Genomic DNA, 12868 nt, shown 5'->3' with positions numbered 1-12868 from the left:
GTATTAGGAGGTTTTTTCTGTTGACTTTGCAGTTTGAACAAGCCCAAAGAATCAAAAACTTACCACCTTATCTTTTTGCGCGGATTGAAAAACTGGTAGCCGAAAAAAAAGCGGCCGGAGTGGATATCATCAGCCTGGGTATCGGCGACCCCGATATGCCCACCCCGGAACATATAATTGAGGAATTACAAAAACAGGCGGCAGTTCCTGTCAATCACCAGTATCCCTCATCGGTGGGCATGCTGTCCTTCCGGCAGGCCGTGGCCGACTGGTACCGGAAGCGGTCCGGCGTTGAACTCGACCCCGCCACGGAAGTGGTTTCCCTGATAGGTTCCAAAGAGGGTATTGCTCACATTTCCTGGTGCTATCTCAACCCCGGCGACACCGTACTGGTGCCCGACCCGGGTTATCCCGTGTATTCCGGCGGCGCCATCCTGGCCGGGGCGGAACCCTATTACATGCCCCTGACGGCGGAAAACAAGTTTCTGCCTGATTTAAACGCCATTCCAGCTGAAGTGGCCCGCAAGGCGAAAATGATGTTTATCAATTATCCCAACAACCCCACCGGGGCAGTGGCCGGTGAGGAGTTTTACCTGGCCGTCATTGACTTTGCCAAAGAGTATAACATCCTGGTTTGCCACGACGCGGCCTACTGCGATATGGCTTTTGACGGCTACAAGCCGCCCAGTTTCCTGCAATTCCCCGGAGCCAAGGACGTGGGTATAGAGTTTCTTTCTGTGTCCAAAACATACAATATGACCGGCTGGCGCATCGGCTGGGCTGCCGGCCACCCCGGTGTGGTGGACGCCCTGGGGCGCTTGAAATCAAACATTGATTCCGGCCAGTTCCAGGCCATTCAATATGCGGCCATGAAGGGCCTGACCGGGCCCCAGGATTCCGTGGAGCGGATGCAAAAGGTTTACCGGGAGCGGCGGGATATCCTGGTGGATGCGCTTAACAGCATGGGCTGGCAGCTGGAGAAGCCCAAGGCCACCTTTTACGTATGGGCTCCGGTACCCGCCGGGTATACTTCGGCCTCATTCGCCGAAATGGTGCTGGATAAGTGCGGGGTAATCATCACCCCGGGCAACGGATACGGTGAAAACGGCGAAGGCTTCTTCCGCATCGCCCTCACAGTGGAAAAAGACCGTATGATGGAAGCCCTCGACCGCATGAAGAAAAACATCGGTACCGTGAAGTTTTAACCATTGTGTTTATATTACAGGAGGATAAACTAAATGAAATTAGCTGAAAGAGCAAAAAATATCAGCCCGTCGCCAACCCTGTCCATTGACGCCCAGGCTAAAAAAATGATTGCCGAGGGCATCAAGGTCATCAACTTCGGAGCCGGGGAGCCCGACTTCGGCACCCCGGAGAACATCAAACAGGCCGGGGTCAAGGCCATTGAAAACGATATGACCAGATATACCCCGGTGGCCGGCATCGAACCCCTGCGCCGGGCCATTGTCAAAAAACTGGCCGAGGACAACGGGCTGGACTATGAGCCCGGACAAATTGTGGTATCCGCCGGCGCCAAACACTCGTTATATAACGCCTTTCAGGTGCTGTGCCAGGAGGGCGACGAGGTTATTCTGCCCGCCCCTTACTGGGTCAGTTACCTGGAGCAAATCAAACTTACCGGTGCCAGACCGGTTATCGTATCCACCCGGGTGGAAAACAACTTCAAGCTGACCCCGGATGAACTGCGAAGGGCCATTACGCCCAATACCCGGCTGATAGTATTAAACAGCCCCAGCAACCCCACGGGGGCTGTGTATACCGGGGACGAACTGGTGGCCCTGGGAGAAATCTTGGAGCAAAACAAAATTGCCGTTATTTCCGATGAAATATATGAAAAATTAATTTATGACGGGCTGGAGCACGTGAGCATAGCCGCTTTAAGCCCCGGCTTAAAGGAACTGACCGTGGTGATCAACGGGGTCTCCAAGTCTTACGCCATGACGGGCTGGCGCATCGGATACGCCGCCGCGCCGGCGCCGGTGGCCAAGGCCATGGCCGACCTGCAGAGCCATTCCACCTCCAACCCCACCTCCATCGCCCAGGCGGCCAGTGTGGAGGCGCTGGAAGGCACCCAGGAACCGGTGCGGCAAATGGTGGCCGAATTTGTCAAGCGGCGGGATTATATGGTGGAAAGACTGAACGCCATGCCGGGGGTCAATTGCAACCGCCCGGGCGGCGCATTTTACGTATTCCCGGAAATTAAGCCGCTGCTGGGTAAAAGTTATGAAGGGGTAAAAATAGACAGCGCCTCCGACCTGGCCAAAGTGCTCCTGGAAAAGGCGCACGTGGCCATTGTGCCCGGCATAGCTTTCGGGGACGACACCTGTTTCCGCCTGTCCTACGCCACTTCCATGGATAATATCCGCGAGGGATTGGATCGCATTGAAAAAGTACTGCAGCAGCTGAGCTAAAAAGAAAAAAAGGGACTGGCTCCTTTTTCGCATTTTGAAAAAGGTGCCTGTCCCTTTTTTTCGATTCAAATTAAAACCGGTCTTGATGAGGCCGGTTTTTATATTTTTAAATATAGATTGCAAAGAATAGCCCAGCTTTTCTTTTTATTAAAAGGAATTTCATTTTTTAGGTAGAAAAAATAATTTTAGTAACAGTGTCAATACTATATGTACTATTAATTAAAGCTGGGTGGTGGGATATTGATCAAAAGCATGACCGGGTTCGGCCGCGGAGAGATAGAAAACGATATACTAAAAGTCGGCATAGAAATGAAATCAGTTAATCACCGTTATTGTGAAATAGTGCTGCGCATGCCCCGGTCGCTGAATGTACTGGAAGATCGCATTAAGCGGGTGATCCAGCAAAAAGTTGCCCGAGGCAGGGTGGACGTGTATATAAATATGGAATTGTGCGGTCCCGGCAGGGTAACGGTTAAAGTGGATGAAACGCTGGCGGCCTCTTATTTGCAAACGTGCAGGGAATTGCAGGCCCGGCTGGGGGTGAGCGGGGAAATTACCATCTCCGAATTGATGCATTTATCCGGTGTTTTCAGCCTGGAAGAAGCGGGTGAAGACGCCCAGCAATGGTGGCCGGCCTTGGAAGCCGCCCTGCAGGCGGCTCTGGACGGTTTGATGGCCATGCGCGTCAGGGAGGGGCGGCAATTGGCCGCCGACATTAGTGAAAGGGCCGCCCGCATTACCGCACATGTTAAAGAGATTGAACAGCGTTCCCCGGTGGTGGTTGAGGAATACCGTGACAGGCTGCGCCAGCGGCTTAAAGAGTTGCTGGACTCCGGTGCCATGGACCCGGCCCGGCTGGATACCGAGGTGGTTATTTTCGCGGAACGTTCGAACATTGCGGAAGAGGTTACCAGGCTGAAAAGCCACCTGGAGCAACTGGCCGGTTGTCTGGGAATTGAGGCGCCGGTGGGCAGGAAGTTGGATTTTCTTTTGCAGGAGATGAACCGCGAAATCAATACCATTGCTTCAAAATCGTCGGACCTGGCCATCAGCCGTACGGTTGTTGAGGTTAAAAGTGAATTGGAAAAAATAAGGGAACAGGTGCAAAATATTGAATAAAATGAGGAGGATCTGGAAATGGATATCAAATTGATAAATATCGGCTTTGGCAATATCGTTTCCGCCAACCGTATCGTAGCTATCGTCAGCCCCGAATCGGCGCCAATTAAAAGAATAATTACAGAAGCCAGGGACAGGGGGATGCTGGTGGACGCCACTTACGGCAGGCGTACCCGGGCGGTGATCATTACTGACAGCGATCACGTAATTTTGTCGGCGGTACAGCCGGAAACAGTAGCGCACCGTCTGGTCAACAAGGATAGTTCCGCAGCGAATGAAGAAGATTGACGGGGTACCGCGGGCATGAAAACCAGGGGGAATTTAATAGTTATTTCCGGGCCGTCCGGTTCGGGCAAGGGGACTGTCTGCCAGGGCCTGTGCCGGGCGATGTCCGGTCTGCATATTTCCATTTCGGCGACCACCAGAAAACCCCGCAGCGGGGAAAAGGACGGAATCAACTATTACTTTTTGAGCCGGGAGCAATTTGAAAAGATGATTGCGGGGGGGCAGCTTTTGGAATGGGCTGACGTATACGGGTATTATTACGGCACGCCCGGGGAGCCGGTGATTGAGGCCTTAAATGCCGGCAAGGATGTGATACTGGAAATTGACGTACAGGGCGCCCTCCAGGTAAAAAGCAAGTTTCCCGGTTGCGTACTGATTTTTTTAATACCGCCGACCCGGGCCGAACTGGAAAGACGGCTGAGAAACAGGGGCACGGACAGCGCGGAGGAGATTGAACGGCGTCTCCGGTGGGCGGAGAAGGAGATCAATGAAGTAAGCAAATATGATTACCTGGTGATTAACGATGACCTGGAAAGCGCGATCCGGAAGGTATGCACCATCATCACAGCGGAAAGATGCCGTCCTGCTTTGTTAGACGTGGAAATGCTTTTGCAACGCTACCGTAATGCATAAAATTATAATACACACTATGTTGACTGGGGGGATTGGGGATGGCTATGAACAAACCTTCTCTGGACGAACTGATGGACAGGGTGGATAGCCGGTACACCCTGGTGGTGGTATCGGCAAAGCGAGCGCGCCGGCTCACGGAAGTGGCGCTGCATCAAGACTCGGAAGAAAAACCGGGAACGGTTGGTAAGCCTGTTTCTGCCGCTTTATATGAAGTGGTGCAGGGTAAGATAAAGTATCGCAGGACCAAACAAGGGATTAAATAACGGGGGTTCTCTATGCTTGCGGGCAAAAATTTTGTTATCGGGGTATCCGGCGGCATTGCCGCTTACCGGGCCCTGGATCTGGTAAGCAACCTGGTAAAAGCCGGGGCCGAGGTACATGTGATAATGACCGCCGGCGCCCGAGAATTTGTCAAACCGCTTACCTTTGAGGCCATATCCGGGAACCGGGTTCACGTTGATATTTTCGAAACGCCGCCGGGATGGCGCTACCCGCACCTGGAATTGGCCCGCCGCGCCGACATGGCCGTGATTGTTCCCGCCACCGCAAATGTGGTGGCCAAACTGGCCTGCGGGCTGGCCGACGACCTGCTGACTACCGCGGTGCTGGCCATGGTTTGCCCGGTGCTGGTTTGCCCGGCCATGAACGTGTACATGTACCGGAACCAGGCGGTGCAGGAAAACCTGCGCCGCCTGCGCCGGATGGGATTCATAATGGTGGAGCCCGGTATCGGTCGCCAGGCCTGCGGCGATACCGGCCCCGGGCGGCTGGCCGACGTGGCGGTCATTCTGGATCAGATAAAACAGGTACTGGACCCGCCGGACGGTGATTTAAAAGGCGTGAGGGTACTGGTAACCGCCGGGGGAACCCGGGAGCCCATTGATCCGGTGAGGTATATCAGCAACCGTAGTTCCGGCAAAATGGGATATGCGCTGGCGGAAACTGCTGCAAACAGGGGAGCCGGGGTTTGCCTGGTTTCCGCCCCGACCAGGCTTGAACCGCCGGCGGGTGTAAAATTAATCAATGTGGAAACGGCGGCACAAATGCACCGGGCCGTGACAGAGCTTTATCCCCGGGTGGACGTGGTTGTGAAAGCGGCGGCGGTTGCGGATTACCGCCCCCGGGTGGTGGCCGATCACAAGATCAAAAAAAAGGAAGCCGGGCTGGTGGTGGAGTTGGAGAAAAACCCGGATATTCTATTGGAACTGGGTAGACAAAAACAACACCAGTTGCTGGTGGGCTTTGCGGCGGAAACAGAAGATTTAATTAACAACGCCCGGGAAAAATTAATCAACAAAAATCTGGATATGCTGGTGGCCAATGACGTAACCATGTCCGGGGCCGGGTTCGGCTCCGATACCAACATTGCCAAACTGCTTTTTCCCGACGGCAGGATAAAGTCACTGCCAATGATGGACAAGCTGGAACTAAGCGACCGGATTTGGGATGAGATTGTAAAACTCAGAAAAACAGTGCCCAAAGACGCAGCAGATTAATTTGCTGCGTCTTCGGTTGACATGAGGGTCAGGTAAACCGTTTGGCCTTCCTTAAAACCTTTAACCAGTTCACAATGCCGCAAAACGGCAAACTGTTTTTCCAGTTCCCAGGGGGGCAGTTCAAAAGACCGGGCCAGTTCCTCGCGGGTAATTTTACCTTTTTCCTTAATCAGGGCATAAATTTGTTTTTGCAGCGGGGTCAATCCATCGGTGCCCCGCTGGCCGAGCTGGCTGCGGGTGGCCTTGGCGCTGGAAACGGCAGCGGGGTCGCAGGGTCTGGGGGGCTGCAGGGCTCCGATGTAGCAGTCTTCACAAAGCTGCTTGCCATACCACTCGAAGTTTTCGCCTTCTTCAATTGCACAGCCGCATCTTTCGCAGATCATGAGTGACACGCACCTCCTGTATAAATTATAATGGGTTAATATGTTTAAAGTAAACATATTAACCAAAAAGGAAAAATAAAAACATTTTAAATATTTTTCATTCCCCTGCGCAATTTTTGCAATAATTCAATAAGCAAGTTTTTTTCATCGGGACTCAAGCCCGACATGGCTTCCCGGGTGAATACGGTATGAATGGGCAGAATATCTTCCAGCAGGTTGGTCGCCTTGGTAGTTAATTTGGCCCTGAATATGCGCCGGTCACGGGGGTCAGCTTCCCGAAAAACAAGGCTGTCCCTTTCCAGCCGGTCGATCAGGCCGGTGATATTGGCCCTGCTGACCAGCATGCGTTCACCCAGTTCCGACAGCGCCAGTCCCCGTTCGCCTGCCTGGCGCAACTGTATCAAGGCGTTGAATTTGGGCTGGGACAGGCCAAAGCGGGCGAAATGCCTGCCCAGCACATCTTCCAGCATATCATAAGATTTGGTTAGTTCAATGATGGTTCGTACGGCCAGGTAACCGTCGTTCGGTTCAGATTTATTTTTCACTCCGGACAAAATAACAACCTCCATATTCATTGTAAATAGCCCAATAAGCATCTGTCAATAATTTCATGGAAGGGGTTTTAGACGCGTGAGCAAAATATATGGCAATATCCTGGAACTGGTGGGTCGCACACCGGTGGTCAAGTTAAGTAAAGTGCCGGATGATTGCCCCGCGACCATACTGGCCAAGCTGGAAATGTTCAACCCCAGCGGCAGTGCCAAGGCCCGGGCGGCGCTGGGTATGCTGGCCGCCGCCGAAAGGGAGGGGACAATCAAACCGGGCGCTGTCATAGTGGAACCTACCAGCGGCAACCAGGGTATTGCCCTGGCCATGGTGGGGGCGGTCAAGGGATACCGGGTCATTGTGGTGATGCCCGAATCCATGAGCAGGGAGAGAAGACAGCTGGCCCGGGCTTACGGAGCGGAAGTGGTGCTGACCCCCGCGGAGCAGGATGTGGACGGGGCGGTGCAAAAGGCCCGGGAGTTGGTGCAGCAGACCCCCGGGGCGTGGATGCCTGACCAGTTCGCCAACCCCGACAATCCGGCCTTTCATGAGCGCACAACGGCCCGGGAAATCCTGGAGCAGGTGGATGGGGAAATCCACGCCTTTGTAGCCGGCGTGGGTACCGGTGGCACCTTGACCGGCGTGGCCCGGGTGCTGAAAGACAGATATCCCGGGATGAAAGTTTATGCCGTTGAACCTAAAAAATCAGCGGTGCTTTCCGGTGGAAAGCCGGGGCCGCACGGGATTCAGGGCATTGGTGACGGATTCATACCGGCCAACCTGGACCGGACGCTGGTGGATTCGCCCTATGCGGTGGATGATGAGGAGGCCTTTGCCATGACCAGGCGCCTGGCCCGGGAAGAGGGCCTGCTGGTCGGCATTTCCGGGGGCGCCGCCGTACACGCCGCCGTTGCCGTGGGGCGTGAACTGGGCGCGGGTAAAACTGTGCTCGCCATTTTGCCCGACACCGGCGAGCGGTACCTCAGCACTCCGGTGTTTGGAGAATAAAAATTAACGGTGGCCTGTAACATAGCCGGTATAGTTATTTTAATTATTTGCCAGGCGGGTTGATATTTTTTTGAAAAGTGCCCAATCTTCCAGGCTTACATGAGTACCACAGCGGACTATCAATGCGTTGGCGGGATGCTCTAATACGTCGTACATTGTCGTAAACATTGGCATAAAGTTCACTTTTCCAACAAATTTATCTATCATATTTCGATATTTCCATAATGTCAAATTGTTGCCTTGCAAATCCCAGTAGCGGAAACATTCAAAACCAATAACTATATAATCTTCCCAAAAGTCATCACGAAAGATATATTTTAAAAGTGCGTTGCCAATATGACAGGACCTCCATTCTTTAGCTACTTCAATGCCTCCCATTTCAATCACCCTCGGATGACAGCGCCAGCGGGAGCAAACATCCGGCAGGTGAAAAGTAACATAGCCTACAATCATGTTATTCCAGCGAGCAACATAAACTCTGCCCTGGGGAAGATATGCTATCTTAGCCAGGGCTTTTAATTGGGCATTGGAACGGCGAAAAGTATTCATTTGGATACATATATGCATGGTATTTAACCTATCCCCTGTCACGGGACCTTCGATAATCATCTTTCCTTTTGGTGTAATTATAATTTCTCCAGCATTTAAAGGCTTTTCATTATTTCTGGTGGTGGCTATGCTTTCAGACGAAATATCCTTTGACATTAACCAATCCCTTCTTTCCAAAAAGTTCACATTAAAGCCTGTGTTTCCTCTTTTAAAATCCTTTGGTATAGGCCTTCGCCCAAAGATTGGTGAAAAGAGACTACCATCTCAATCATTTCTTCCTGAGAAATCTCTTTCAAAACTATCCATTTAAAAATAGCATATTTTATAATAGCAAGAATGGAATGACTTATGGGATATATTGGCAAGTTCTTAAAATAACCATATTTTACGCCATATTCAATGTTTTGCTTAACAAAGCAAAGATATCTATCGTCAAATTCTTTCAAACATTTGTCCACCGATTCACTTAATCCCCCTACCCGAATATAAATTTCAGATAACTTTGGGTTTGCAGCAAAAACTTCCATAATTACCCGCTTGCTTTCTACAAAGCGTTTATATACATCTTGTTCCTGTTTAAAATATTCTTTTACCTTATCGATAATTTGATCTAAAAAGTTAGATAACAAAACTGTTAACAAGTCTTCCTTGTCTTTGAAATAACGGTAAAAAGTACTGGTTCCGTAACCGGAGACATCGATAATATCCCGAACAGGAGTATTCATATATCCTTTCAAGACAAATAAATCAATTGCACAATCAAGAATTCGTTTTTTCTTTTCTTCCATTTGTGTTATGACTCTTTTTGTTTTACGAGGCACCACTTTTAGCTTATATCCTCCTTACAAGTTATATAAAAGGAATATTCCTTCCCTTTTTTATAATATACCTTGAGATTATTACCTATGTCAATAATGTACAAGCAGTTGGCAACAAATAATTAAATGAAAAAACCGATATCTCTTTTGGGAGATAAACCTGGGTTCTTCCAGGCGAAGGGCGGCCTCTGCCGTGCTGGATCGCATATTGGTTAGGTGTTTTTTTCTTGCATACGTTAACTTCCAGGTCATGCTCACGGGAATGTTCTCCAACCACCATGCCTTCATAAACTTTGGTCCCGGGCGTCATGAAAAGGTTATTCTTTATACCGTACTTAAATCTCAGCACAATTAGCGTTCTATTACATAATATGGTTGTAAACATTTCAGGTGGTTGTCATGCTAATTGGCAAGCTCAAAAAAATATTCATTAAAAACCGGGATATGAAATGCCCGGACCGGCAAGAAGGGCGGCAGATTGACCTGGCCAAAATTAAAATAGGCGACCTGGAGATGGTTATGTGCCGCCGGGTTGATATCGAAACGCCCCATGAATTTTCGGTATTTGTGCCCCGGGTGGAAATCAGGCAGCGATATTACCGGGATAACCGGCTGCAGTATGAAAAAGAAACGATATATAACAGCCTGACTATCGTGCACGCTCCCATACATCCTCCGGCGGAAAGCGGGCGCCCGGCAAAAGCAGGGGAGCGGGTATACAAATTAAACCAGAAAATAGATTGAGAGGGTATCCCTATATGGTCTATAATTAAGTGGGATATTGTTGATTTCTTTTGTTGTTTGTAATAATATTGCTGCAATGTAAATAATTTGACTGTAGCCGGTTGATCAATTGAGGGATAGAATGGCGGAAAAATTATTTGCCGACGTGCTGGTAGAGGTTTCGGGGGTGAAACCGGACCGTACATTTCAATACCGGGTGCCGGAAAAACTGGCATTGTCCTTGCGCTTTGGCCACCGGGTGCATATTCCCTTCGGCGGCCGGCGGGTCACCGGCTTCGTGGTGGGCATAAGCGGGGAAAAGTCGGTGGAGCAAGTCAAGGACATCATCGGCCTGGCGGATGAAAAGCCGCTGTTCCGGGAGGATCAGTTCGCCCTGGCCAGGTGGATGGCGGGTTATTACTTTTGCAGTACCGTGCGGGCTCTGCAGGCGATTATTGCGCCGGTGCTGAAGAAAACGGCGTCCCGGCGTGTGGCCCGGTATTTTTGCGCTGCGGGGGCGGGAGAATTGCCCGCCATCCGTGAGGAATTGGCTCGCCGCGCTCCCAAAAGCCTGGCGGTTCTGGAAGCGGCCCTGGTCAATGCCGGGCTGACCAGGGGGGAACTGGCGGCGGCTGCCGGCGCTTCGCCGTCTGTGGTGGACAAGCTGGCTGCCAGGGGATTGCTGCGGGTAGAAAGTAAAACGTTTTACCGGGATCCCTACCCTCAACCGGCGGCGGCCGATGCGGTACAAGTCCGGCTGACCGCTGAACAAAAACGGGCCGTGCAGGATATACTGGCACCGCTGAAGGATGGCGAGCACCGGGTGGTCATGTTACACGGTGTTACCGGCAGCGGCAAAACCGAGGTATACCTGCGCTGTATTGAGCACGTCCTGCGCGCCGGGCGGCAGGCCGTGACACTGGTACCCGAAATATCCCTGACGCCGCAAATGGTCAGGTTGTATAAAGCGCGGTTCGGCAGCGATGTGGCGGTATTACATAGTCGTATGTCCGACGGGGAAAGATACGATGAATGGATGCGTATTGAAAGCGGTGCGGCGCCGGTGGTGCTGGGCACGCGTTCCGCCGTGCTGGCGCCGGTATCCGACCCCGGCTTGATCATCCTGGATGAGGAGCACGAATGGTCCTATAAACAGGAAGAAACGCCGCGGTACCATGCCCGGGCGGTAGCCCTTTACCGGGCGCAGAAAAGCCGGGGGGTACTGGTGCTGGGCAGCGCCACTCCTTCCCTGGAATCATATTGCCGGGCCTTGCCCGGCGGTGTTTATAAATTGGTTAGTCTGGCAAAAAGGGTCGACGGCCGAATTATGCCGGCCGTGCAAATTATTGACATGCGCGAGGAAATGCGGGACGGTAACGGTGGTATTTTCAGTCTGCCGTTATTGCAAAAATTAGAGGAAAAGTTACATAATAAAGAGCAGGCCATTATTTTTTTAAACCGCCGCGGTTTAAAAACCCTGGTGGTTTGCCGGGAATGCGGTCTGGTACTTAAGTGCCCCCGCTGTGAAATATCCCTGACCTACCATGCCGACGGGCGGCTAAGGTGTCATTACTGCAATTACACGGTTAAGGCGCCGGAACTTTGCCCGGACTGCGGCAGCCGCCAGATCGGGTATTTTGGCACGGGGACCCAGCGGGTGGAAAAGGAACTGCAAGCGCTTATCCCCGCAGCGCGTATATTGCGCCTGGATGCCGATACCACTTCGCGCAAGGGCTCCCACCAGCAAATACTGGACGCTTTTAAAAACGGCGAAGCTGACATTTTGGTGGGCACGCAAATGATCGCCAAAGGGCTGGATATGCCCGGGGTAACCCTGGTGGGTGTGATAAATGCCGATGTCACCCTGCATATGCCTGATTTTCGGGCCGGCGAGCGAACTTTTCAGTTGCTCACCCAGGTGGCCGGCCGCACGGGGCGGGGGGATAAACCGGGGGAGGTTTTGATTCAGACCTACACGCCCGAACATTATTCCGTGCAGGCCGCCACCAGGCATGATTACAAAGCGTTTTTCAAACAGGAAATGGCCCTGCGTAAGGATATGGGTTACCCGCCCTTTGCCAAGATGGTGCGGCTTCTGGTGCAGGGAAGGGATGAGTCCGCCGTGCGGCAGGCGGCGGAACATTTGCGGGCGCAACTGGACGGGTTTGCCTGCTTGCCGGAAGGGGCAAAAATATTTATAGTGGGCCCGGCTCCGGCGCCGCTGGCCCGCTTGAAGGAAAACTATCGCTGGCATATCATTGCCTGGAGCGCCGACTACCGGGGGTTGCGCCGGGTTATGAAAGAGTTCTGGCGCGCCACCGGCGGTGAGGCGCCCGGCAAGGGGTTGCGTTTAAGCATAGATGTTGATCCGATGAATATCATGTGACGATCAGTGATTGTTAAGGAGGCATTAGATTTGGCCATATATAAGATTGTGGAAGCCGGGGATGATGTATTAAGGGAGACAGCCAGGCGGGTTACCAAGCTGGGCAGCAATATTGACAAATTGTTGGACAACATGCGGGACACCATGTACGCCAACAAGGGCGTGGGGTTGGCCGCGCCCCAGATCGGCATATCCAAACGGGTTATCGTGGTTGACGTGGGTGAAGGTCTGGTGGAGCTTGTCAACCCGGAAATTGTCGATGCACAAGGTTCCCAGACCGACACCGAGGGCTGTCTGAGCATTCCCGGCGTGGTGGGGGAAGTTACCCGGGCCGAACGAGTTCAGGTGTCCGGCCTGGACCGCAAGGGCAATAACGTGGAAATAGATGCCAGGGGGTTTTTCGCCCGGGCGCTGCAGCATGAAATTGACCATTTGAACGGGATACTGTTTATTGATAAGGCCAATAACCTTAAGAAGGTGCAATAAAGTT

Annotated in this window: 15 protein-coding genes and 1 pseudogene; 11 read left to right on the top strand and 5 right to left on the bottom strand. The window is 52.1% G+C overall.

What is annotated here, in order from left to right; translation table 11 throughout:
- The first annotated feature begins 26 nt into the window (after window positions 1-26).
- The 7 genes from BM299_RS08760 (at window position 27) to coaBC (ending at window position 5965) form a co-directional block, all read left to right on the top strand.
- Window positions 27-1205 carry an LL-diaminopimelate aminotransferase gene (locus BM299_RS08760; RefSeq protein WP_092483207.1) on the top strand — a complete coding sequence of 393 codons (1179 nt, stop codon included), beginning with the start codon at window positions 27-29 and terminating at the stop codon, window positions 1203-1205.
- A gap of 33 nt (window positions 1206-1238) precedes the next feature.
- The gene (locus BM299_RS08755) at window positions 1239-2432 is read left to right on the top strand and encodes a pyridoxal phosphate-dependent aminotransferase (RefSeq protein WP_092483105.1); all 1194 of its coding nucleotides are present in this window, start codon (window positions 1239-1241) and stop codon (window positions 2430-2432) included.
- A gap of 240 nt (window positions 2433-2672) precedes the next feature.
- Window positions 2673-3551 carry a YicC/YloC family endoribonuclease gene (locus BM299_RS08750; protein ID WP_092483103.1) on the top strand — a complete coding sequence of 293 codons (879 nt, stop codon included), beginning with the start codon at window positions 2673-2675 and terminating at the stop codon, window positions 3549-3551.
- 18 nt (window positions 3552-3569) lie between these two features.
- The gene (gene remA / locus BM299_RS08745; protein ID WP_092483101.1) at window positions 3570-3839 is read left to right on the top strand and encodes an extracellular matrix/biofilm regulator RemA; all 270 of its coding nucleotides are present in this window, start codon (window positions 3570-3572) and stop codon (window positions 3837-3839) included.
- A 15-nt stretch (window positions 3840-3854) separates the two neighbouring features.
- Window positions 3855-4469 (top strand): guanylate kinase, encoded by a 615-nt coding sequence (gene gmk, locus BM299_RS08740; RefSeq protein WP_092483099.1) that lies wholly within the window; start codon window positions 3855-3857, stop codon window positions 4467-4469.
- Window positions 4470-4513: 44 nt separating this feature from the next.
- Window positions 4514-4732 carry a DNA-directed RNA polymerase subunit omega gene (rpoZ, locus tag BM299_RS08735; RefSeq protein WP_092483205.1) on the top strand — a complete coding sequence of 73 codons (219 nt, stop codon included), beginning with the start codon at window positions 4514-4516 and terminating at the stop codon, window positions 4730-4732.
- 12 nt (window positions 4733-4744) lie between these two features.
- Window positions 4745-5965, top strand: coding sequence for a bifunctional phosphopantothenoylcysteine decarboxylase/phosphopantothenate--cysteine ligase CoaBC (gene coaBC, locus BM299_RS08730; protein ID WP_092483097.1), 1221 nt, complete (start codon window positions 4745-4747; stop codon window positions 5963-5965).
- Here the strand turns inward: coaBC and BM299_RS08725 are convergent.
- Both BM299_RS08725 and BM299_RS08720 read right to left on the bottom strand, forming a co-directional pair.
- Window positions 5962-6348 carry a winged helix-turn-helix domain-containing protein gene (locus BM299_RS08725; protein ID WP_092483095.1) on the bottom strand — a complete coding sequence of 129 codons (387 nt, stop codon included), beginning with the start codon at window positions 6346-6348 and terminating at the stop codon, window positions 5962-5964. The two genes, coaBC and BM299_RS08725, sit on opposite strands and share 4 nt — an antisense overlap.
- Before the next feature lie 86 nt (window positions 6349-6434).
- The gene (locus BM299_RS08720; protein WP_245779705.1) at window positions 6435-6893 is read right to left on the bottom strand and encodes a MarR family winged helix-turn-helix transcriptional regulator; all 459 of its coding nucleotides are present in this window, start codon (window positions 6891-6893) and stop codon (window positions 6435-6437) included.
- An 85-nt stretch (window positions 6894-6978) separates the two neighbouring features.
- Between BM299_RS08720 and cysK the strand changes: the two genes are divergently transcribed.
- Window positions 6979-7902, top strand: a complete 924-nt coding sequence (cysK, locus tag BM299_RS08715) for a cysteine synthase A (RefSeq protein ID WP_092483093.1) — start codon at window positions 6979-6981, stop codon at window positions 7900-7902.
- Window positions 7903-7941: 39 nt separating this feature from the next.
- On the opposite strand, the gene BM299_RS08710 is transcribed toward cysK, so the two are convergent.
- The 3 genes and pseudogenes from BM299_RS08710 to BM299_RS20315 form a co-directional block, all read right to left on the bottom strand.
- Entirely contained in the window at window positions 7942-8607 is a 666-nt protein-coding gene (locus tag BM299_RS08710; protein ID WP_245779702.1) for a GNAT family N-acetyltransferase, read from the bottom strand.
- A 26-nt stretch (window positions 8608-8633) separates the two neighbouring features.
- Window positions 8634-9239: a TetR/AcrR family transcriptional regulator gene (locus BM299_RS08705; RefSeq protein ID WP_092483201.1), complete on the bottom strand. Its 606-nt coding sequence runs from the start codon at window positions 9237-9239 to the stop codon at window positions 8634-8636.
- Between the two features lie 180 nt (window positions 9240-9419).
- Window positions 9420-9585 (bottom strand): annotated as a pseudogene (locus tag BM299_RS20315) (hypothetical protein); the annotation flags it as partial.
- Between the two features lie 83 nt (window positions 9586-9668).
- On the opposite strand from BM299_RS20315, the gene BM299_RS08700 reads away from it, so the two are divergent.
- The 3 genes from BM299_RS08700 (at window position 9669) to def (ending at window position 12864) form a co-directional block, all read left to right on the top strand.
- Window positions 9669-10013 (top strand): hypothetical protein, encoded by a 345-nt coding sequence (locus tag BM299_RS08700; RefSeq protein ID WP_092483091.1) that lies wholly within the window; start codon window positions 9669-9671, stop codon window positions 10011-10013.
- A 121-nt stretch (window positions 10014-10134) separates the two neighbouring features.
- Window positions 10135-12378: a primosomal protein N' gene (gene priA / locus BM299_RS08695; protein ID WP_092483090.1), complete on the top strand. Its 2244-nt coding sequence runs from the start codon at window positions 10135-10137 to the stop codon at window positions 12376-12378.
- A 30-nt stretch (window positions 12379-12408) separates the two neighbouring features.
- Window positions 12409-12864, top strand: coding sequence for a peptide deformylase (gene def, locus BM299_RS08690; RefSeq protein ID WP_092483088.1), 456 nt, complete (start codon window positions 12409-12411; stop codon window positions 12862-12864).
- The last annotated feature ends 4 nt before the right edge of the window (window positions 12865-12868 follow it).

It is taken from the genome of Desulfoscipio geothermicus DSM 3669 (genome assembly GCF_900115975.1).
Classification (GTDB): domain Bacteria; phylum Bacillota; class Desulfotomaculia; order Desulfotomaculales; family Desulfallaceae; genus Desulfoscipio; species Desulfoscipio geothermicus.
Note: the sequence above shows the minus strand (reverse complement) of the source record. Positions and strands in the feature narration are given on the sequence as shown.